The sequence below is a fragment of the Saccharomonospora piscinae genome (assembly GCF_005862235.1).
Classification (GTDB): Bacteria; Actinomycetota; Actinomycetes; order Mycobacteriales; family Pseudonocardiaceae; genus Saccharomonospora; species Saccharomonospora piscinae.
Genome location: NZ_VCEK01000004.1, coordinates 416,373 through 436,977, shown reverse-complemented (window position 1 = coordinate 436,977; position 20,605 = coordinate 416,373). Strand labels below are relative to the sequence as shown.

22 protein-coding genes are annotated in these 20,605 nt (G+C 71.4%); 11 read left to right on the top strand and 11 right to left on the bottom strand.

The window, feature by feature from the left end; all coding sequences use genetic code 11:
* Positions 1 to 9 precede the first annotated feature (9 nt).
* The 3 genes from FFT09_RS18380 to FFT09_RS18370 all read right to left on the bottom strand — a co-directional run bounded on the left by FFT09_RS18380 (position 10) and on the right by FFT09_RS18370 (position 1,585).
* Positions 10 to 993: a TIGR03557 family F420-dependent LLM class oxidoreductase gene (locus tag FFT09_RS18380; protein WP_138383446.1), complete on the bottom strand. Its 984-nt coding sequence runs from the start codon at positions 991 to 993 to the stop codon at positions 10 to 12.
* Between the two features lie 19 nt (positions 994 to 1,012).
* Positions 1,013 to 1,309 carry a WhiB family transcriptional regulator gene (locus FFT09_RS18375; RefSeq protein WP_024875826.1) on the bottom strand — a complete coding sequence of 99 codons (297 nt, stop codon included), beginning with the start codon at positions 1,307 to 1,309 and terminating at the stop codon, positions 1,013 to 1,015.
* 75 nt (positions 1,310 to 1,384) lie between these two features.
* On the bottom strand, positions 1,385 to 1,585 hold the full coding sequence (locus FFT09_RS18370) for a hypothetical protein (protein ID WP_138383445.1): 201 nt from the start codon (positions 1,583 to 1,585) through the stop codon (positions 1,385 to 1,387).
* A 162-nt stretch (positions 1,586 to 1,747) separates the two neighbouring features.
* Here FFT09_RS18370 and FFT09_RS18365 point away from each other — a divergent pair, with 162 nt between their 5' ends.
* Positions 1,748 to 2,926, top strand: coding sequence for a saccharopine dehydrogenase family protein (locus FFT09_RS18365; protein ID WP_138383444.1), 1,179 nt, complete (start codon positions 1,748 to 1,750; stop codon positions 2,924 to 2,926).
* A 6-nt stretch (positions 2,927 to 2,932) separates the two neighbouring features.
* Here the strand turns inward: FFT09_RS18365 and hemW are convergent, their stop codons facing one another.
* The 4 genes from hemW to FFT09_RS18345 are packed head-to-tail and all read right to left on the bottom strand — an operon-like array spanning position 2,933 to position 7,079.
* Positions 2,933 to 4,129 carry a radical SAM family heme chaperone HemW gene (gene hemW / locus FFT09_RS18360; RefSeq protein WP_024875829.1) on the bottom strand — a complete coding sequence of 399 codons (1,197 nt, stop codon included), beginning with the start codon at positions 4,127 to 4,129 and terminating at the stop codon, positions 2,933 to 2,935.
* Between the two features lie 33 nt (positions 4,130 to 4,162).
* Positions 4,163 to 5,095 (bottom strand): ArsA family ATPase, encoded by a 933-nt coding sequence (locus FFT09_RS18355; RefSeq protein WP_138383443.1) that lies wholly within the window; start codon positions 5,093 to 5,095, stop codon positions 4,163 to 4,165.
* Positions 5,086 to 5,358: a cory-CC-star protein gene (locus FFT09_RS18350; RefSeq protein WP_024875831.1), complete on the bottom strand. Its 273-nt coding sequence runs from the start codon at positions 5,356 to 5,358 to the stop codon at positions 5,086 to 5,088. Before FFT09_RS18350 ends, FFT09_RS18355 begins: the two co-directional genes overlap by 10 nt.
* Positions 5,355 to 7,079 carry a carbon starvation CstA family protein gene (locus FFT09_RS18345; protein ID WP_138383442.1) on the bottom strand — a complete coding sequence of 575 codons (1,725 nt, stop codon included), beginning with the start codon at positions 7,077 to 7,079 and terminating at the stop codon, positions 5,355 to 5,357. Before FFT09_RS18345 ends, FFT09_RS18350 begins: the two co-directional genes overlap by 4 nt.
* Before the next feature lie 89 nt (positions 7,080 to 7,168).
* Here FFT09_RS18345 and FFT09_RS18340 point away from each other — a divergent pair, with 89 nt between their 5' ends.
* The 8 genes from FFT09_RS18340 (at position 7,169) to FFT09_RS18305 (ending at position 14,766) form a co-directional block, all read left to right on the top strand.
* Positions 7,169 to 7,993, top strand: coding sequence for a hypothetical protein (locus tag FFT09_RS18340; RefSeq protein WP_138383441.1), 825 nt, complete (start codon positions 7,169 to 7,171; stop codon positions 7,991 to 7,993).
* 281 nt (positions 7,994 to 8,274) lie between these two features.
* Complete coding sequence (locus FFT09_RS18335) at positions 8,275 to 9,951, top strand: nitrite/sulfite reductase (RefSeq protein ID WP_138383440.1); 1,677 nt, start codon at positions 8,275 to 8,277, stop codon at positions 9,949 to 9,951.
* Complete coding sequence (locus tag FFT09_RS23350) at positions 9,948 to 10,109, top strand: Insertion element protein (protein WP_081195046.1); 162 nt, start codon at positions 9,948 to 9,950, stop codon at positions 10,107 to 10,109. Before FFT09_RS18335 ends, FFT09_RS23350 begins: the two co-directional genes overlap by 4 nt.
* The gene (locus FFT09_RS18325) at positions 10,106 to 10,810 is read left to right on the top strand and encodes a phosphoadenylyl-sulfate reductase (RefSeq protein ID WP_138383439.1); all 705 of its coding nucleotides are present in this window, start codon (positions 10,106 to 10,108) and stop codon (positions 10,808 to 10,810) included. Before FFT09_RS23350 ends, FFT09_RS18325 begins: the two co-directional genes overlap by 4 nt.
* 35 nt (positions 10,811 to 10,845) lie before the next feature.
* A complete protein-coding gene (cysD, locus tag FFT09_RS18320; protein WP_138383438.1) occupies positions 10,846 to 11,766 on the top strand; it encodes a sulfate adenylyltransferase subunit CysD in 921 nt (306 codons plus the stop codon).
* Complete coding sequence (locus FFT09_RS18315) at positions 11,766 to 13,064, top strand: sulfate adenylyltransferase subunit 1 (RefSeq protein ID WP_138383437.1); 1,299 nt, start codon at positions 11,766 to 11,768, stop codon at positions 13,062 to 13,064. The genes cysD and FFT09_RS18315 overlap by 1 nt, the downstream gene beginning before the upstream one ends.
* Entirely contained in the window at positions 13,061 to 13,795 is a 735-nt protein-coding gene (locus FFT09_RS18310; protein ID WP_081195038.1) for a sirohydrochlorin chelatase, read from the top strand. The genes FFT09_RS18315 and FFT09_RS18310 overlap by 4 nt, the downstream gene beginning before the upstream one ends.
* Positions 13,796 to 13,992: 197 nt before the next feature.
* Positions 13,993 to 14,766, top strand: coding sequence for an enoyl-CoA hydratase-related protein (locus tag FFT09_RS18305; protein ID WP_081195036.1), 774 nt, complete (start codon positions 13,993 to 13,995; stop codon positions 14,764 to 14,766).
* Between the two features lie 23 nt (positions 14,767 to 14,789).
* On the opposite strand, the gene FFT09_RS18300 is transcribed toward FFT09_RS18305, so the two are convergent.
* Positions 14,790 to 15,164, bottom strand: a complete 375-nt coding sequence (locus FFT09_RS18300) for a barstar family protein (protein WP_024875840.1) — start codon at positions 15,162 to 15,164, stop codon at positions 14,790 to 14,792.
* Between the two features lie 267 nt (positions 15,165 to 15,431).
* Positions 15,432 to 15,662: a hypothetical protein gene (locus FFT09_RS18290; protein WP_024875842.1), complete on the bottom strand. Its 231-nt coding sequence runs from the start codon at positions 15,660 to 15,662 to the stop codon at positions 15,432 to 15,434.
* Between the two features lie 32 nt (positions 15,663 to 15,694).
* Between FFT09_RS18290 and FFT09_RS18285 the strand changes: the two genes are divergently transcribed.
* Entirely contained in the window at positions 15,695 to 16,660 is a 966-nt protein-coding gene (locus tag FFT09_RS18285; protein WP_138383435.1) for a zinc-binding dehydrogenase, read from the top strand.
* A gap of 48 nt (positions 16,661 to 16,708) precedes the next feature.
* Positions 16,709 to 17,671: an alpha/beta fold hydrolase gene (locus FFT09_RS18280; protein ID WP_138383434.1), complete on the top strand. Its 963-nt coding sequence runs from the start codon at positions 16,709 to 16,711 to the stop codon at positions 17,669 to 17,671.
* Here the strand turns inward: FFT09_RS18280 and FFT09_RS18275 are convergent.
* Entirely contained in the window at positions 17,607 to 18,659 is a 1,053-nt protein-coding gene (locus FFT09_RS18275; protein WP_081195018.1) for a nitronate monooxygenase, read from the bottom strand. The two genes, FFT09_RS18280 and FFT09_RS18275, sit on opposite strands and share 65 nt — an antisense overlap.
* Positions 18,660 to 18,730: 71 nt before the next feature.
* A complete protein-coding gene (lepA, locus tag FFT09_RS18270; RefSeq protein WP_024875846.1) occupies positions 18,731 to 20,602 on the bottom strand; it encodes a translation elongation factor 4 in 1,872 nt (623 codons plus the stop codon).
* Positions 20,603 to 20,605 lie beyond the last annotated feature (3 nt).

Genomic DNA, 20,605 nt, shown 5'->3' with positions numbered 1-20,605 from the left:
AGGCGCGAGTCAGTGCGGCAACGCCTTCCGCAACGCCGGCAACAGTTCCCGCTCCGCGACGTCGAGGAACACGTCCTGGTGCTCGCCGCCGATCTGCACCAGCGCGAGATCGGTGTAGCCGGCCTCCGCGAACGGGGTCACCGCGTCCACGATCCGCTGCACGTCGGCACCGCACGGAATGGCCGCCGCCACGTCCTCGGGCGTCACGAACTGCGTCGCCGCCGCGAAGGACGCCGGGCCGGGCAGCTCCGCGTTGACCTTCCAGCCACCCGCGAACCAGCGGAACTGATCGTGCGCGCGGGCCACCGCGGCCTCGTCGTCGCGGTCCCAGCAGACCGGAAGCTGCCCGATCTTGCGCGAGTTCCCGACGTCGGCGGCCGAGCGCACCTCGTCCCACCGGGCGCAGAGCTCGCGCCGGGGTTCGACGGCGATCATCGCGTCGGCCAGTGGGGCGAACCGGCGCACCGACTGCTCGCCGGACACCGCGACGCCGACGGGCGTGCGCAACTCGGGCAGGTCCCACAACTTCGCCGAGTCGACCCGGTAGTGCGCGCCCGTGAAGTTCGTGTACCCGCCCTCGAAGAGATCACTGATGATCTGGATGGCCTCGGTGAGCATCTCGTGGCGAACGTTCGCGGGCGGCCACCCGCGCCCCACCACGTGCTCGTTGAGGTTCTCCCCCGCTCCAAGGCCCAGCAGGAACCGCCCCTCGGACAGCAGCTGCACGGTCGCGGCCTGCTGCGCCACCACGGCCGGGTGATACCGCATCGTCGGGCAGGTCACGTACGTCATCAGCTCGACGCGCTCCGTGGCCTGCGCGACCGCTCCGAGCACGCTCCAGGCGTACGGCGAGTGGCCCTGCGAGTCCAGCCACGGCGAGAAGTGGTCGCTCATTACCGAGAAGTCGAATCCCGCCCGTTCCGCCCCGACGGCGTGCGCGACCAGTTCCCTCGGCCCAGCCTGCTCGGTGAGTGTGGTGTACCCGAACCGCACGCGGTGCACCTCCCCCGAGTCAGACCGCGGGCTGCAGCTTCTTGCGCCGCGCGATGGCCTCGCGGCGTTCGGTCTCGTCGAGACCGCCCCAGACCCCGAAGGGCTCCTGCACCGTGAGCGCGTGGTGACGGCACTGCACGATGACGGGGCACGTGCGGCAGATCTCCTTGGCCCGCGCCACCCTGTCGGCGCGCGCGAAACCGCGTTCGCCGTCAGGATGGAAGAACACCGCGCTGTCGAGATTGCGGCAGTTGCCGTGCCGCTGCCACTCCCAGACCTCGGCGACCGGTGTGGGCAGGCGAGACGTGTCGGCCATCTGTGGTGTCACCTCCGTGCTCGTGCGATCCGCGTCAGTGGGGGCCGTTTACCCCGGTTGCGAGAAATCCACACCTCAGCTATCCGCCCGGAATTCGTCGTCGTCTTCCAGTGGGACGACCGTCGCCTGCTCGGCCACGTCGGCGGGGTTCGCCTCCATCGGCAGCGACTGCTCCAGGGCGTCGGCACCGCCGGTGTCGGCGTCGGCCCCGTCACTGGCGGACAGGCGCTGCTCGGTGACATCGGCCTCGGGAGCCAGCTCGTGGTTATCGGTCATGATCGAGCAGGTACCCCGGTGCCATGCCTTTCAATCCGGCGGACGATCGCGTGTCGTGCGGGCGTGTCGCACCTCCGCACGGGTTGACTCTCGTCACCTCCGGCCCGTCGCGACGGTTTTCCGTGTTACGCATGGAACACACGGCGACCACGGAGGGACACCATGGCCGATCGGGAGTACGACGTCGTCGTCTTCGGTGGAACCGGCTTCACCGGAGGGCTCACGGCGGACTATCTGGCCCGCCACGCCCCGGACGACTGCCGCTGGGCCCTCGCGGGGCGGAGCCGGGACAAGCTCGAACGGGTACGAGAGCGGCTGGCACGGATCAACCCCGCGTGCGCCGAGCTGCCGCTGCTGCACGCCGACGTCGGTGACCCCGGGTCGCTGACGCGGCTCGCCGAGTCCACCCGGGTAGTGATCACGACCGTCGGGCCGTACCTGCACTACGGCGAAGCGCTGGTGGCCGCGTGCGCCCGGACCGGCACCGACTACGTGGACCTCACCGGGGAGCCGGAGTTCGTTGACCGGATGTATCTGGCGCATCATGACACGGCGGCGAAGAGCGGCGCCCGCCTGGTCCACGCCTGCGGATTCGACTCCGTGCCCTACGACCTCGGCGTCTACTTCACCGTCCAGCACCTGCCCCAGGATGTGCCGCTGCGGGTGCAGGGCCAGGTGCGGGCCCGCGCGGAGTTCTCCGGGGGCACCTACGCCTCCGCGCTCACCGCGCTGTCGCGACCACGTCAGATGGCCCGCGTCGCACGGCAACGCCGCCGCGTCGAGCCACGGCACCGCCGGGTACACCTGCCGGGCGGGCCGCCACGCCGCGACCCCGAGACCCGTCGCTGGCTCGTTCCACTGCCGACACTCGACCCGCAGATCGTCGGTCGCTCGGCCGCCGCGCTGGAGCGCTACGGACCGGACTTCACCTACCGCCACTACGCGTCGGTGAAACGCCTGCCCACGATCCTCGCCGCCGGGCTCGGGCTGGCGGTGCTCGGGATACTGGCCCAGATTCCGCCCGCCCGCCGGGCGCTGGCCGGTATCCGCAAGCCCGGCGAAGGGCCCAGCGAGCACCGCAGGCTGCGGTCGTGGTTCTCCGTGCGGTTCGTCGGCGAGGGTGGCGGCGAGCGGGTCGTCACCGAGTTCGCGGGCGGCGACCCCGGCTACGACGAGACCGCGAAGATGCTGGCCGAGTCGGCGCTCTGCCTGGCCTTTGACGACCTGCCCCCGACGGCTGGCCAGGTCACCACCGCCACCGCGATGGGCGACGCGCTGCTGCACCGGCTGTCGACAGCGGGCCTGACGATCCGGGTGGTGCGGCGGGGCCCGGCGCGGTAGGCGACCTCAGTCGACGAGGCGCCGCACCACGGCGTCGGCCAGCAACCGGCCACGCCCGGTCAGCACCGCCCTGCCCTCGGCAGCGGCGCCGGGGTCGAGCAGCCCCTCGCCGACGGCCGCACCGGCCTGCTCGCGGCCCGAGGGCGCCAGCACATCGAGCGGCAGACCCTCGGCCAGGCGCAACTCCAGCATCACCCGCTCCAGATGCCGGTCGCTGCCGGTCAACCGCTCGTGGTCGGCCACGGGCAGTTCACCACCCGCCACCGCGGCCGCGTAGCGCGCGGGATGCTTCACGTTCCACCACCGCACGCCGCCGACGTGGCTGTGCGCGCCCGGCCCCGCTCCCCACCAGTCGCCGCCGAGCCAGTAGCCCAGGTTGTGGCGGCAGCGCGCCTCGGGCGAGGCCGCCCAGTTCGACACCTCGTACCAGTGCAGGCCCGCACCCCGCAGCAGCGAGTCGATCAACTCGTAGTCGGCGGCCAGCACGTCGTCGTCCGGCGCGGGCAACTCGCCCCGCCGCACCCGGCGGGCCAGCGCCGTGCCCTCCTCGACGATCAGCGCGTACGCCGACACGTGATCCGCGCCGGCCGCCAGCACGGTCTCCACCGACTCCCGCAGGTCCTCGGTGCGCTCACCCGGTGTCCCGTAGATGAGGTCGAGGTTGACGTGCTCGAACCCCGCGTCGCGGGCCTCGGCGGCGGCCCGTGCGGGACGGCCGGGCGTGTGCGTGCGGTCGAGCACGCGCAACACGTGCGGCGCGGCCGACTGCATACCGAGCGACACCCGCGTGTATCCGGCGGCCCGCAGCCCGGCGAAGAACTCGGGTGAGGTGGACTCGGGATTCGACTCGGTGGTCACCTCGGCGTCGTCGGCGAGGCCGAACGCCTGGCGCACGGCGTCGAGCACCTGTGCCAGCCCGTCGGCGCCGAGCAGCGACGGCGTGCCGCCGCCGACGAACACGGTGTCGGCGGGCGGGGGCGATCCGAGGGTCGCGGCCGCGAGCTCCAGCTCCCCGCGCAGGCCGTCCAGCCAGGACGCCGGTGAGGCGGCACTGCCCAGTTCACCCGCCGTGTAGGTGTTGAAGTCGCAGTACCCGCAGCGCGTCGCGCAGAACGGAACATGAACGTAGACGCCGAAGGGCCTGGTCCCCAGTCCACGCGACGCGGACTCGGGCAGGACGAACGACGAGGCCGGAGCACCCACACCGCCAGTGTCGCACCGTGGGCGGGCGCCGCCTCAGGCGAGGTCGGCGGCGGCGAGCAGGTCGGCCAGGACGCCCAGCTCCCCGGCACCGGTCAGGGCGTCGGCCAGCAACGGCACCGCGACGACCCCGTGGTCGGCGAACCGCGCCGTCAACCGCCGCAACACTTCCTCCTGCTGGTCGACCCGGCGGCCGAGCAGTCCGGGATCGTCGTCGGGCAGCACGCGGTTGACCAGCACGGCTCCCAGGCGCAGCCCGGCGTCGGTCAACGACTCCGCGGCCCGCACCGTCTCGGCCAGCGGCAGCCGCTCCGGCACCACCACCAGATGCACCAGCGCACGAGTCACCAGCTGCGTCCGCATCCACTCCATGCGCTCGCGCCGGGCGTGCAGGCGCCGCAGCAACGGGTCCGGTTCGTCGTCCGCCGTGTCGCCGATCATCCCCGCGACCATGCGCTCCGCGTCCGACGCCTTCGCGCGCTGGCGGGCCAGGCCCTCGATCCAGGGGGTGAGCAGCGCGGGCAGCGTCAGCAGCCGCACCATGTGGCCGGTGGGTGCGCTGTCGACCACCAGCTCGTCCCACTCGGTACCGACCTGGTCGACGAGTTCGGTGAGCCGGTCGAGCAGGGCCGACTCCACGGTGCCCGGGCTGTCCACCGCGCGGGCGAGGTGGCGCTCGACGGCGGGCAGCACATCGCGGGGCACGGCGTGGCGCGCGTCCTCGGTGATCTCGGCGACACGGCGGCGGGCCTGGCGCTCCCCGGAGATCTCGGCGGCCCACAGGCCCGGCAGCACCTCGGCCGGGGCGTCGGACAGCGCCGTGTCGAGCACGTCACCCAGCGAGTGCGCTGGATCGGTCGACACGACGAGCGTGCGCAGCCCGCTCCGCGCGCGGGACAGCGCGAACGCGGCGGCCAGCGTGGTCTTGCCCACGCCACCCTTGCCGCCGAAGAACCGGATCAACAGCACACCCCGGGGTCACCGAACCGCTCGCGTCCCAGCCGCTGGTGCCAGGCGTGGACGTCGGCGACGAGGTACGGCACGAGGTCCAGAGTCTCGTACGCCACCGGGTTGTCCACCCCGAGCGACTCCAGCAGCACCAGCGCCCGCAGAGTGTCCTGCTCCCTGCGGGCCTGCTGGTGCAGCCCACGCCGCCAGCGGGCGACGAAGAGCTGGTCGTGCCCGCGTTCCAGCTTCCGCCAGGCGGCGGCGAGCCGTGCGCCCACGCTCACCGGTCGAGTTCCGGCTCCGGCTCGGGCGCGGGCTCGGCGTCGCGCGACGCCCACGCGCCCCGCAGCGCCAGCGCGGCCTCGACGATCAACCAGAGCGCCAGCACGAAGATGATCGCGTCGAGGGGCGCGAGCACCCACTGCCCTTCGTCCACGAACGTGGCGAGGTTCTCCACCAGCGCCCAGCAGGTCATAACCAGCAGGAACACGAGCGGGATCAGCACAGCCGCCGGGTTGCGGCGGCTCTTCGTGACCCACACCGCGATCACGGCGAGCGCGAGACCGGCCGTGAGCTGGTTGGTGGTGCCGAACAGCTGCCACAGCACGCCGAACGTGTAGCCCTTGTCGCCGCCACCGGGCAACAGCGCCATCACCAGCGGCACGATCACGGCGATGCCGGTGGCGAGGGTGGCGTTGCGGGCGATCTTCCTCGCGCCCGTGATCTCGGCGATCTCCTGGACGATGTAGCGCTGGAGCCGGACCCCGGTGTCCATCGTGGTCGCGGCGAAGCTGATGACCACGACCGCGGCGAAGATGACGCCGATGGAGGCGGGGACACCGAGGTTGCCCGCGAAGCTCGCGACGCCGTTCACGAAGTTGGAGGTCGCACCACCCGACGCCGAGGAGAAGTCGGCGTAGATCGCGTCCCAGTCCGCCGTCGTGGCCACGAGCCCCGCCGTACACGCGAGGATCGAGCCCAGCGCCAGCGACCCCTCACCGACGGCCCCGACGTAGCCGACGTAGCGGGCGTCAGTCTCCTTGTCGAGCTGTTTCGCCGTCGTGCCCGACGCCACCAGGCTGTGGAAGCCGGAGATGGCGCCGCACGCGATGGTGATGAACAGCAACGGGAACCAGCTGGGCGATCCCTCCGGCGGATCGTTGACCAGCGGCGCCTTGATCGTGTCCATCCCCACCAGGATGCCGAGGCCGATGACGCCGAGCGCGATGAACAGCTGGTGCGAGTTGATGTAGTCCCTCGGTTGCAGCAGCACCCACACCGGCAGCCGCGACGCGACGAAGGTGTAGGCGAACAGCAGCAGCACCCAGATGTTGCGCTCGGTGAACAGGCCGTCCTGGGCCGCGATGCCCTCCAGCGAGATCGGCAGCAGCTGCCCGAGCCCGATCGTGACGTACAGCACGACCACGCCGACGATCGAGGGCAGCAGCGCCGCACTGCGGGTGCGGTACACGTACTGGCCGATCCCGATCGCGATCGGGATCTGCAGCAGGATCGGCAGCACCGCTTCGGGGTTGGCGACGAACAGGTTGGCGATCACCACCGCGAAGACGGCGTTGACCAGGGTCAGCAGGAAGAAGATGATCAGAAGGAAGAGGGTGCGCGCCCGCTTGTTCACCACTTCCTTCGCCAGCGTGCCGATACTCTTGGCGCGATGCCGCACCGACACCGCCAGCGCGCCGAAGTCGTGGACCCCCGCTGCGAAGATCGTCCCGAGGACGACCCAGGCCAGCGCGGGACCCCAGCCCCAGAACACGCCGATCGCGGGGCCCACGATGGGCGCGGCACCGGCGACCGAGGTGAAGTGGTGACCGAAAAGGACGTGCTTGTTGGTCGGCACGAAATCGATGCCGTCTCGCATGCTGTGCGCCGGCGTGACGAACGCCGGGTCCAGCGCGAACACCTTCTTGGCCAGGTACGCCGAGTAGGAGCGATACCCCAGGTAGAACAACACCGCCACGGCAAGCACCACGACAATGGCAGGCATACCGCACACTCCTTGCGAACAGGGCTGACCCTCGATGTGACGAGCAGGCACGGTAACAGCCGAATGACGATCTGGTAAGAGCGACGACGATGACCGAGTTTCTTCCGTTATGGCAGCGTGCGCTCACCGCCGAGGTGTGCTGGGTGGACACCGAGGGGCGGCCCGCCGCGATCGCGGCCACGCCACTTCTCGACCGGGGAGTGGCCGCGATCGCTCTGCCTTACTCCCGCGCCACCGAGGCCGCGGGTCTGCGCACGGCGAGCCGGGTCGCCTTCGCCGTCACGGACTCGCGTTCGCTGCGCCGCGAGCGGCCCGGCGCCGTGCGAGTCGGCACCCCCGAAGTCGTCGACGACGTCGAGGGCGATCACTTCGCGGTGGAACTGCTCCGGCAGGAACTCGTCAAGTACCCGCCGTCCCGGGCCCTCGCCGACAGCCCGCTGCTGTGCCGGGAGAACTGGTGGTGGCTACCCCGCGTCATCGTGCGGCTAGGCGCTTCCGGACCGGCTCGCGACCTTCCGGCCCGCACCAATCCGGAACGGCACGCCCTGCTCGTGGGCTCCGGCTCCGAGGGACCCCGGGTCGACGTGGTGGACGTGGTGGACGTGGTGGACGTAGCCGCGGCCGGTCCGGGCGCGCGGGACCTGCGCGTCGCACCGCTGGACGGTCGCGACTCCGGCCCCGGCGACGGGCGCGCGCTCGTGTTCGGCCACGACTACACGATGCCGGATCTGGAGCGGTGGGAGACGTGGTCGGCATCCGGCACGCTCACCGGCCGCGACCTCGCCGTGACGCATCGCGAGGGCGAACCGGGTGGCGCGCTGGCACCCCTGCGGCTGTGGCAGCGCGTGCGGCGGCAGAAGACACTGGAACGGGAGTGCAAGCACCACATCCGGGTGGCCGAGAACCGCAGGTGAGGCGGGCTTTCCCAGCATGCGAACCAGCCTGGACGGCCTCGGGAGCGCGTGCGATCGTGACCGGGTGACTTCGGCAGGTGTGTCCCTCGTGGTGCGACGCCACGTCGACTTCCTGCGCGTGTCCAGCAGTCTCTGCCGACGCTGACCGCGCTCGCCGACGACGGCGCGCGCCACCGCCCGCCGCGCCCGAGCGCGCCGACGCGCCCGCTCCCGGCCGACCGCCCGCCACGGGCACGCGACGGCGCCCACCCAGCCGACCCGCTTTCGGAGGACACCGCCTCATGGCTCCCCACACAACCGCCCGCACCCGACGACCCCGTGGCGAGGGCCAGTGGGCACTCGGGTACCGGGAACCGCTCAACCCGAACGAAAGGGCCAAGAAAGACGACCCGCCGCTGAACGTCAGGGCCCGCATCGAGAACGTCTACGCCCACGGCGGATTCGACTCGATCGACCCGGGTGACCTGCGCGGACGGTTCCGCTGGTTCGGCCTCTACACCCAGCGCAAGGCCGGCGTCGACGGCGGCAGGACCGCGACGCTGGAACCCGAGGAACTCGAGGACCGCTACTTCATGCTGCGCGTGCGCGTCGACGGCGGCGCGCTCACCACCGAGCAGCTCGCCCTGCTCGGCGAACTGGCCGAGACCTACGCCAGGGACACCGCCGACATCACCGACCGGCAGAACGTCCAGTACCACTGGATCCGGATCGAGGACGTGCCCGCGATCTGGGCGAAGCTGGAGGCGGCAGGCCTGTCCACCACGGAGGCGTGCGGCGACAGCCCGCGCGTGATCCTGAACTCGCCGGTCGCGGGCATCGCCGCCGACGAGGTGATCGACGGCACTCCCGCTGTCGACGAGATCCGCCGCCGCTACGTGGGCGATCCCGCCTTCGCCAACCTGCCGCGCAAGTTCAAGACCGCCGTCTCCGGGCTCGCCGACGTGGCCCACGAGATCCACGACGTCGCGTTCGTCGGCGTCGAGCATCCCGAGCACGGCCCCGGTTTCGACGTCTGGGTGGGCGGCGGTCTGTCCACCAACCCGATGCTGGGAGTGCGGCTCGGAGCCTGGGTTCCGCTGGAGGAGGTCCCCGACGTCTGGGAGGGCGTGGTGAGCGTCTTCCGCGACTACGGCTATCGCAGGCTCCGCTCGCGCGCGCGGCTCAAGTTCCTCGTCAAGGACTGGGGCGCGGAGAAGTTCCGCGACGTGCTCCAGACCCGCTACCTCGGCAGGGAACTGCTGGACGGGCCCGCGCCCGCCGTGCCCGAGGTACCGCTCGACCACGTCGGCGTACACCGGCAGCGGGACGGCCGCTACTACGTCGGCGCCGCGCCGGTCGCCGGGCGGGCCTCCGGATCGATGCTGATCGCGGCGGCGAAGGCCGCCGAGCGCGCGGGTTCGGGCCGGGTGCGGCTGACCCCGCAGCAGAAGCTCGTGGTGCTCGACGTCGCCGAAGCGGAACTGGACGGGCTGTGCACCGCGCTCGTGGACGCCGGTCTGGACCCCCGGCCGTCACCGTGGCGGCGCAGTGTCATGGCGTGCACCGGCATCGAGTTCTGCAAGCTCGCGATCGTCGAGACCAAGGCCAGGGCCAAGCAGCTCGTCGACGAACTCGAACAGCGGCTCGCCGGCATCCAGGCTGGGCTGCCGCACCCCGTGAGCGTGCACCTCAACGGGTGCCCCAACTCGTGCGCCCGCATCCAGGTGGCCGACATCGGCCTCAAGGGCCAGATCGTCACCGACTCCGACGGCCGCCAGGTCGAGGGCTTCCAGGTGCATCTGGGCGGTGGTCTGGGCCTCGACGCGGGCTTCGGCCGTAAACTGCGCAAACACAAGGTCACCGCCACCGAGCTGACGGACTATGTGGAACGAGTCGTACGGAACTACCTCGCCGGGCGCGCCGACGGTGAGAGGTTCGCCCAGTGGGCCGCCCGTGCCGACGAGGCGGAGCTGACATGAGCGACCCAGGTCCCACTCGCGCCACCCCCTTCCACTGTCCGTACTGTGGCGAGGAGGATCTTCGACCGGAGGAGGGCGCGGCCTGGCTGTGCGCCGACTGCCGGAGGGTCTTCACGGTCCAGTTCGAGGGTTTGCGGATACCGGAGGTAAGTCGATGACCGCGGCGGCTTCGCGGGACGAGCTCAAAGCCCTGGCGGACGAGGCATCCGTACGGCTGTCCGACGCCGGCGCCGACGAGGCGCTGCGGTGGGCCGTCGAGCAGTTCGGCGACCACCTCATCGTGGCCGCCAACATGCAGGACGCGGTGCTCGTCGATCTCGTGACCAAGGTCAAGCCGGACGTGGACGTCCTGTTCCTCGACACCGGCTACCACTTCGCCGAGACGATCGGCACCCGCGACGCGGTCGCCACCGTGTACCCGGAGATCCGGATCGTCAACGCCACCCCGGAGCAGACCGTGCCCGAACAGGACGCCGAGTACGGCGCCAACCTGTTCGAACGCGACCCGAACCAGTGCTGCCACCTGCGGAAGGTGATTCCACTGCGCCGGACGCTGGGCGACTACCAGTGCTGGATCACCGGCGTGCGCAGGGCCGACGCGCCCACCAGGGCCGACACGCCCATCGTCACCTGGGACGACCGCAACGGTCTGGTGAAGGTGAACCCCATCGCGGCCTGGACGGACGACGAGTTCGACGACTACCTCCACCGGCACGGCGTGTTGCAGAACGCGCTGGTGAGCGAGGGTTACCCGTCCATCGGCTGCGCGCCCTGCACCGCGAAGGTCGCCCCCGGGGCCGACCCGCGCAGTGGCCGCTGGGCGGGCTCGTCGAAGACCGAGTGCGGCCTGCACGCCTGACGACGACGCGCCACGCGCGCCGAGGAAGGGAACCCATGACCACTGCGCAGACCGCGACCGACGCGGCGCGGGACAACCTCGCCGCACTCGAATCCGAGGCGGTACACGTCTTCCGGGAAGTCGCAGGCGAGTTCGACCGGCCGGTGATCCTGTTCTCCGGCGGCAAGGACTCCACGCTGCTGCTGCACCTCGCTATCAAGGCGTTCTGGCCCGCCCCCGTCCCGTTCCCGCTGCTGCACGTGGACACGGGACACAACTTCGACGAGGTCATCCGCTTCCGCGACCATGTCGTCGAGAAGTACGGGCTGCGCCTGGTCGTGGCGAAGGTCCAGGACTGGATCGACGACGGGCGCCTGCAGGAACGCCCCGACGGAACCCGCAACCCGTTGCAGACTCAACCGCTCCTCGACACCATCACCGAACACCGGTTCGACGCCGTGTTCGGCGGCGGCAGGCGCGACGAGGAGCGGGCCAGGGCCAAGGAACGCATCTTCAGCCTGCGCAACGCCTTCGGCCAGTGGGACCCGCGCCGCCAGCGGCCCGAGCTGTGGAACCTCTACAACGGCAGGCACCGGGCCGGCGAGCACGTCCGCGTGTTCCCCCTGTCCAACTGGACCGAGACCGACGTGTGGAACTACATCGCACGGGAGAACGTCGACCTGCCCTCGATCTACTACGCCCACCGGCGCGCGGTGTACCGCCGCGACGGGATGTGGCTGACCGAGGGGCCGTGGGGCGGGCCCCGGGACGACGAGCAGGTCACCGAGCTGATGGTGCGCTACCGCACCGTGGGCGACGGCTCCTGCACCGGCGCCGTCGAGTCGACCGCGACCACCGTGGAGGAGGTCATCGCCGAAGTGCAGGCCAGCCGACTCACCGAACGCGGCGCCACCAGGGCGGACGACCGACTCTCGGAAGCCGCCATGGAGGACCGCAAGCGGGAGGGGTACTTCTGATGTCGAGCCTGCTGAGGCTGGCCACCGCCGGAAGCGTGGACGACGGCAAGTCCACGCTCGTCGGTCGCCTGCTCTACGACACCAAGTCGGTACTCGCCGACCAGCTCGACGCGGTGCAGCGCGCCAGCGTCGACAAGGGGCTGTCCACCCCCGACCTGTCACTGCTCGTGGACGGGCTGCGCTCGGAGCGGGAACAGGGCATCACCATCGACGTGGCGTACCGCTACTTCGCCACACCACGACGCAGCTTCGTGCTCGCGGACACGCCGGGCCACGTGCAGTACACCCGCAACACCGTCACCGGCGCGTCGACCGCGCAGCTCGCCGTGCTGCTCGTGGACGCGCGCAAGGGCGTGGTCGAGCAGACCAAGCGCCACGCGGCCGTGCTCGCCCTGCTCGGCGTGCCGCGCCTGGTGCTGGCCGTGAACAAGATCGACCTCATCGACTTCGACGAGGCAGCCTTCCGCGTCATCGCCAAGGAGTTCACCGCGCACGCCGCCTCGCTGGGCTACGCCGAGGGCGCGGTGCTGTCGATCCCGGTGTCCGCGCTGCACGGCGACAACGTCGCCACGCCGTCGGAGCACACCCCGTGGTACCAGGGCCCCACGCTGCTGGAGCACCTGGAGACCGTGCCCGTCGCGCCGAACCCGCACGAGGCGGCGTTCCGGTTCCCGGTGCAGTACGTGATCCGGCCACGCACGGCCGAGTATCCCGACTACCGGGGCTACGCCGGGCAGATCGCGGCGGGAACCGTGCGGCCCGGCGACGAGGTCGTCGTGCTGCCGCAGGGGCTGCGCAGCACGGTGGAGCGCGTCGACACCGCCGACGGGCCCCGGGACGAGGCCGGCGCGGGCGCGTCCGTCACCGTGCTGCTGGCGGACGACCTCGACATCTCCCGTGGAGACCTCCTGGCGGCGGCTCCGGCGGGCTCGGCGGACTCGGCGGCTCCCGCCGTGACGGACGAGTTCGGCGCCACGCTCTGCTGGCTCTCGGGAACGTCGCTGAAGCCGGGCGCCAAAGTGCTGGTCAAGCACGGCGCCCGCACCGTGCAGGCACTCGTGCAGGACATCGAGTCGCGCTTCGACGAGCAGGCGCTCTCGACCGTCCCGGAGCCCGGCACGCTGGAGCTCAACGAGATCGGTTACGTGCGACTGCGGCTGGCCGAGCAGATCGCGGTCGACGACTACACCGACAGCCCGCGCACGGGCGCGTTCCTCGTGATCGACCCGGCCGCGGGAGACACCCTGGCCGCCGGGCTCGTCGGGGAGCGCTTCGCCGCGCTCGGAACGGCCGGGTGACGGACGCCGCGCCACTGGTCGTGGTGGCGCACGGCAGCCGCGACCCCCGGTCCGCGGCGACCGTGCGCCATCTCGTCGCACTGGTGCGCGACCGGGCAGGGGCCGCCGAGGTACGAACGGCGTTTCTCGACCTCTCCGATCCGCCCGTGCCGGCCGTACTCGCCGACCTGCACGCGGCAGGGCACCGGCACGTGGTACTGGTGCCGCTGCTGCTCGGCAGCGCCTACCACGCCCGCGTGGACCTGCCGTCGATCCTCGCCGACGTCACCGGCGAGTACCCGGGACTCGGGGTGAGTCAGGCCGAGGTGCTCGGGCCGGACCCAGCGCTGCGGGAACTCGCCCTCGACCGGCTCCGCGCGACCGGCGTGGACCTCGCCGACCCCGGACTGGGCGTCGTGCTGTCGGCCGTCGGGTCCTCCCACGCGCCGGCCAACGAGGCCGTGGCACGGCTGGCCCGCGAGTGGGAGGCGCGCCACGGGTGCCTGGTGTCCCCCGCATTCGCCAGCGCCGCGCAGCCGGACGTCGCGGCGGCGCTGACGGCGTTGCGCACCCGAGGCGCACGGCGGTTCGCGGTGGCGTCGTGGTTCCTCGCGCCCGGCCTGTTGCCCGACCGCGTGCGCGAGGCCGCGAGCGTGGCCCGCGCTCCCGTCGCCGAGCCCCTGGGCGCCGACGCCCGAGTCGCCGACGTCGTCCTCGACCGCTACGCCACCGCCGCCGTGTCCGCAGCCTAGGTAGCCGTGTCCGCAGGCTGCGTAGCCGTGTCCGCAGGCTGCGTAGTCAGAACACGGCGCCTGCGTCGATCGCTGCCGACACGTCCGGCCGTGATCTCCCCGAACTGCGAACACCACTACGTGACCTGCGGACACGGCTACGCCGGATGCGGACACGGCTACGGGGGCTGCGGACACGGTTGTGCCAAGGTTGGGGCATGGCTGACGAACTGGTGCACTACACCACGGCGGCAGGAGTCGCGACCATCACGCTCGACTCCCCCCACAACCGCAACGCGCTGTCGGCCCAGCTGCGCTCGGAACTCGGCGCGCGGCTGGACCAGGCCCTCGGCGACGACACCGTGCGCGTGGTCGTCCTCGACCACACCGGGCCCGTGTTCTGCGCGGGAATGGACCTCAAGGAAGCCAGGGGCGCCGGAGCCGGGCAGCAGGGCGTGAACGACTTCCCCGCGCTGCTGCACCGCCTCTGGACGAGCCCGAAACCCGTCGTCGCGAAGCTGGCGGGCCCCGCGCGAGCCGGGGGCGTCGGGCTGGTGGCCGCCACCGACATCGCGGTGGCCGTCGAGGACGCCACGTTCGCCTTCACCGAGGTCCGGATCGGCGTGGTCCCCGCGGTGATCTCGGTGACCGTACTGCCCCGGCTGGACGCGCGGGCGGCGCACGAACTGTTCCTGACCGGCGAGACGTTCGACGCGCGAAGGGCCGCCGCGATCGGCCTGCTCAACGCCGCCGTTCCCGCCGGGGAGCTGGACGCCACCGTGCGGCGCTACACCACGGCGCTGGCCCTCGGGGCCCCGACCGCGCTCGCGGCCACGAAGGAACTGCTCCAGGGCGAGGTGGCACGCACGATGCCGGAGACCTTCGAGGCGATGCAGTCACTGTCGGCGCAGTTCTTCGCGGGGGAGGAAGGCCAGGAGGGCATCGCGGCGTTCGCCGAGAAACGCAGGCCGAACTGGGTACCGAAGGACTGAGCCGAACGCCTGCCGGGCGTGGGTCAGTCCGCGAGCACCACGGTCAACCTGCGCCCGTCCCGGGTGCCCCGCCGAGGGGTGAGCGCGCGCTGGGCGTCGGAGAGCACCCCGTGTACGGCGAGGTAGGAGCGGGGGTCGCTGCGCCTGAGCACGTCGGCGGCCCGCCAGATCAGCACGTGCTCGCCCGGCGGCAGCCACGACAGGTCGGTGAGCCCGTCGTACAGCGTGTCGAGATTGTGACCGAAGTGATCGGGCAGCGACAGCGCCGACGCGATCGCGTCCAGTGTGCCGCACCGATCCGGGCACGAGGCCGCGTCGACGACGTGCGGGTAGGCGCCCCGCGCCCGTGCCTGGTCGGCGGCGGTCGCCGAGTCGAGGCGGGGGTTGACCGTGGTCACGGCAGAACCGCCGTGACGTGCTGCGGGATGTGCTGCCCGCAGGGGGATGCCGAGTGAGGCAACTCCATCTCCCTCGTGCCGAAGGTCCAGCCGTCCTGCCACGGGCCGGGTCCCGGGGCGGCGCACACCGGCACCGGCCCGGTTTCCCGTTCCGCGCCCGGCAGGCTACCGCTGTGGGGGCCCGGATTTCCAACCCCGAAGGCCTGTTGCACGAACCACCCGACGAGCGCGAGCACGAGCAGAACGACGAGCGCGACCCGAATGCGCCTACGAGCGAGCACCGGGATCGCCTCCCTCGCCACCGGCGGCCGTCCGGTCGCCGCGACGCGACCGGCCGAGCAGGTCGGCCACACCGTCCACGCCGCGATGGATCACCCAGGCCAGCCCGGCGCACAACGGCAGGAGCACGGCGATCACCAGCACGAACTGGACGGGAAACCACTGCTGCGCGAGCCACAGCTCAGCGCCGTCCCACCAGCGGGCCACTCCGTCGAACACGCGACCGAGCGTACGCCAGGTAGGTTGACGCCATGTTCGCCGTCTACGCCAAAGAACCGAACGCCGACGATCCGCTGGCCTCCCTCGTCGTGGGCGAGCGTCCCGATCCCGAGGTGCCCGACGGCTGGGTGCGGGTTTCGGTGCGCGCGGCCAGCCTGAACATGCACGATCTCTGGACCCTGCGCGGGGTCGGGATCAAGCCCGACCAGTTCCCGATGATCCTCGGATGTGACGGGGCCGGGGTGACGGACGACGGCTCCGAGGTGGTGCTGCACTCGGTGATCAACGACCCCGCGTGGCGAGGGGACGACACCCTGGACCCGAAGCGCACGCTGCTCACCGAGAAGTTGCAGGGCACCTTCGCGGACAGCGTGGTCGTGCCCGCTCACAACGTGCTGCCGAAGCCGCCCGGGCTGTCCTTCGCGGAGGCGGCCACGATGGGAACCGCGTGGCTCACGGCCTACCGCATGCTGTTCGTCAAGTCCGGTCTGCGCCCGGGGCAGACGATGCTCGTGCAGGGAGCGTCCGGGGGCGTTTCCACGGCGCTGGTCCAGCTCGGGCGCGCCGCCGGGTTCCGGGTGTGGGTGACGGGCCGCTCCGAGGAGAAGCGCGCGCTGGCCGAGCGGCTCGGCGCGCACGCCACCTTCGAGCCGGGCACGCGGCTGCCCGAACGGGTCGACGCCGTGTTCGAGACCGTGGGGAAGGCGACCTGGGCCCACTCCCTGAAATCGCTGAAACCGGGCGGGATCGTGGTGGTCTCGGGCTCCACGAGTGGCCCTGACCCGAGCGCCGATCTCCAGCGCGTGTTCTTCCTGCAGCTCCGCGTGGCGGGCTCGACGATGGGCACCCGCGACGAGCTGGCCGACCTGTTGTCGTACGTCGACCTGAAGGGCCTGCGACCGCAGGTCGGCACCGAACTTCCGTTTTCCGAGGCTGCGCGAGGATTCACCGACATGCTGGACGGGCGCACCGCCGGCAAGATCGTCTTCACCCGGTGACCGGTCTGACCGCCTCGAAATTCACCCGATCTGGGATAACCTGAACGGATGATCGCGGCGCGGCGAACGGCACAGGTACCGGCTCGCCGCGCCGTGCCCGAGGTCCGGGTGTCCTACCGCCGCTACACGACGGTCGCGACCCGGGTCCTCGAGGTCCTCCCGCCTGACGCGGACCCGGCCGGTCCCCGCGTCGTGCTGCTCCACGGCTTCTGCGACAACGCCGACACCTGGTTCGACGTACTCGGCGAGCTGGCACGCGCGGGAGTACCCGCCGTCGCCGTCGATCTTCCGGCTCTCGGCGAAGGACCGGCACTGCCCGAGCTGGACAACTTCCTCGACGCCGTACTCCTCAGGGAGAGCTCACCGCACGCCACGCTGCTGGTGGGCAACTCGCTCGGCGGCACACTCAGCCTGCGCGCGGCGGCGCGCGGCACGCACCGCGACCGGATCGCGGGTGTGGTGTCGGTCGCGGCCCCCGGGCTCGCCGACTCGTGGCTCGTGCGGGCCGCGACGGGGGTGGCACTGCCCGCACGGCTGTGGTCGGCGTGGCCGCTGCCAGTTCCCTCTCCGGTGGTACGCGCGGTGGCGGCGGCGCTGGTGCCCCGCCTGCTGTACGCGGACGCGGCGCGCGCCCAGCCCGGCCACGTCGAGCGCTTCACCGCGCTGTTCACCGACCACCATTCCACGGCGCGCGCGTGGTTGGCGGCGTGTTCCCTCGTCGCCGAACTCACCGACGCCTACACCGACGTGCCCGCCTGCACGACGCCCGCCCTGGTCGTGGCGTGTGGCCGCGACCGGCTGGTGACAACCGGCTCAGGGGCACGGTTGTCGGCACTGCTCCCGGGCAGCAGGCTGTTGCACCGCCCCGAATGGGGTCACTGCCCGCAACTCGACGACCCGGCGTCGGTCGCGCGGCTCGTCGCCGACTTCGCCGAGGACACCGTGCTCATCCGAACCGACGTGCCGTCCGGTGCGCGGCCTCCCGGGCGTCGCGCCACAGCCTGCCGATGATCTCGTCGGCGGGCAGCGCACCGGCCAGTGGATAGGTCTGCCCCGCCCAGAGCGACATGGCCTCGGGGTCTCCGGCCTGACCCGACGCCGACCGCACCGGCCTGGTGAGCCGGTGCAGCTGCGGGTAGGCGGCCGGGGCGTGCTCGGAGTGCTCGCGCAGGAACCGGTTGACCAGCCCGCGCGCTGGCCTGCCGCTGAACGCGCGGGTGACGGCGGTGGGCCGGTCCCCCGCCGCGAGTACCTGCCGTTGCGTGGCGTTGGTGCCCGCCTCGTCGGCGCGCAGGAACGCCGTCCCGAGCTGGGCGGCCACCGCGCCCGCGGTCAACACGGCCGCGATGTCGGCACCGGCCACGAGCCCTCCGGCGGCCACCAGCGGCAGATCGGTGACGGCTGAGACCAGCCGTAGCGCGGCCAGCAGGCCGTAGCTCGCGCCCCCGCACGGGTCCGCGGGATCGTCGTGGAACACACTGCGGTGTCCCCCGGCCTCGAACCCCTGCACGCACAGCGCGTCCGCGCCGACCTCGGCCGCTTCCCGCGCCTCCTCCGGCGTGGTCACGGTCACGACGACGGTCGTGCCCACCTCGTGCAGCCGCTCGACGTCGGACTCCCCGGGCAGGCCGAAGGTGAACGAGACGACGGGAACCCTGGACTCGACCAGCAGGTCCAGCTTCGCCGAGTAGCCGTCGTCGTCCCAGCGGGGCTCGCCGGGCTCGGTGCCGTAGCGCGCGGCCTCCCGGCCCACGCGCTCGACGTACCCGCGCAGATCCACAGTGGAACGGATGCCGGGGACGAAGAGGTTGACGCCGAACGCGGAGTTCGACAGGCCCCGGACGGCGGCGATCTGCCCGGCCAGGCTCGCGGCGGTGAGGTACCCGCCCGCGAGGTAACCGAAGGCTCCCGCCCGGCCCGCTGCGGCGACGAGCTCGGGCGTGGTGGGTCCACCGGCCATGGGCGCGGCGATCACGGGCACGCGCAAGCTCTCGAACATGGCACCAGCCTACGAAGCGCCTCGGCCGGGGTATGACGCGCCCACAGGTGTGGACCACATCACCCGGCGACCTACTTCTTTCCCTTGCCCTTGGACTTGTCGGGTTTGTCCCCCTCGCCCGTCGAGAGCGCCGCGACGAAGGCCTCCTGGGGTACCTCGACCCTGCCGACGGTCTTCATGCGCTTCTTGCCCTCTTTCTGCTTCTCCAGCAGCTTGCGCTTGCGCGAAATGTCGCCGCCGTAGCACTTGGCGAGCACGTCCTTGCGGATCGCCCTGATGGTCTCGCGGGCGATGATCCGCGACCCGATGGCAGCCTGGATCGGCACCTCGAACTGCTGGCGCGGGATGAGTTCGCGCAGCCGGGTGGCCATCTTGTTGCCGTAGGTGTACGCGGCGTCCTTGTGCACGATCGCCGAGAACGCGTCGACCGGCTCGCCCTGCAACAGGATGTCGACCTTCACGAGATCGGCGGCCTGGTCACCCGACTCCTCGTAGTCCAGGGAGGCGTAGCCGCGGGTACGGGACTTGAGGCCGTCGAAGAAGTCGAAGATGATCTCGCCGAGCGGCAGCTGGTAGCGCAGCTCGACGCGGTCCTCCGACAGGTAGTCCATGCCCAGCAGCTGACCGCGCTTGCTCTGGCAGAGCTCCATGATCGCGCCGATGAACTCCGACGGGGCGATGACGGTCACCTTGCTGACCGGCTCCCGCACCTCGGCGATCTTGGCGCCGGTGGGCCAGTCGGACGGGTTGGTGACGAGCAGCTCGGTGCCGTCCTCCAGGAACACCTCGTAGACGACGTTGGGCGCGGTGGAGATCAGTTCGAGACCGAACTCGCGCTCCAGGCGGGCCCTGGTGATCTCCAGATGCAGCAGCCCGAGGAAGCCACAGCGGAACCCGAAGCCCAGTGCCACCGACGTCTCGGGTTCGTAGCTCAGCGCGGCGTCGTTGAGCTGGAGTTTGTCGAGCGCGTCCCGCAGGTCGGGGTAGTCGGAACCGTCCATCGGGTAGAGACCGGAGAACACCATCGGCACCGGCTCCCGGTAGCCCGCGAGCGGCTCGGCCGCACCGTGGTGCTGCGCGGTGATCGTGTCACCGACCTTCGACTGCCGGACGTCCTTGACGCCGGTGATGAGGTAACCGACCTCGCCCACCCCGAGCCCCTTGCAGGGCTTCGGCTCCGGCGAGATGATGCCGACCTCCAGCAGCTCGTGCGTGGCGCCCGTCGACATCATCTTGATGCGCTCGCGCGGTGTGATCCGCCCGTCCACGACCCGGATGTAGGTGACCACGCCCCGGTACGTGTCGTACACGGAGTCGAAGATCAGCGCACGGGAGGCGGCGTCGGAGTCCCCCTCGGGCGGGGGCACCTGCGTGACGACCTGGTCCAGCAGCTCCCGCACGCCCTCCCCGGTCTTCGCCGACACCCGGAGCACGTCACCGGGCTCGCAGCCGATGATGTTGGCGAGTTCGGCGGCGTACTTGTCCGGCTCGGCCGCGGGCAGGTCGATCTTGTTCAGGACCGGGATGATGTGCAGGTCCTTGTCGAGCGCGAGGTACAGGTTGGCCAGTGTCTGAGCCTCGATGCCCTGAGCCGCGTCGACCAGCAGGATGGCGCCCTCACACGCCTCCAGCGCCCGCGACACCTCGTAGGTGAAGTCCACGTGCCCCGGCGTGTCGATGAGGTGCAGAACGTGCTCGGTACCCTCGTGCGACCAGGGCAGGCGCACGTTCTGCGCCTTGATCGTGATGCCTCGTTCCCGCTCGATGTCCATGCGGTCGAGGTACTGGGCCCGCATCGTCCTGTCCTCGACCACACCGGTGAGCTGCAGCATCCGGTCGGCCAGGGTGGACTTGCCGTGGTCGATGTGGGCGATGATGCAGAAGTTCCGGATGCGCTCCGGTGGCGTGAACGTGGTGTCGGCTGACGGACGTCGCTGTGTCACTCG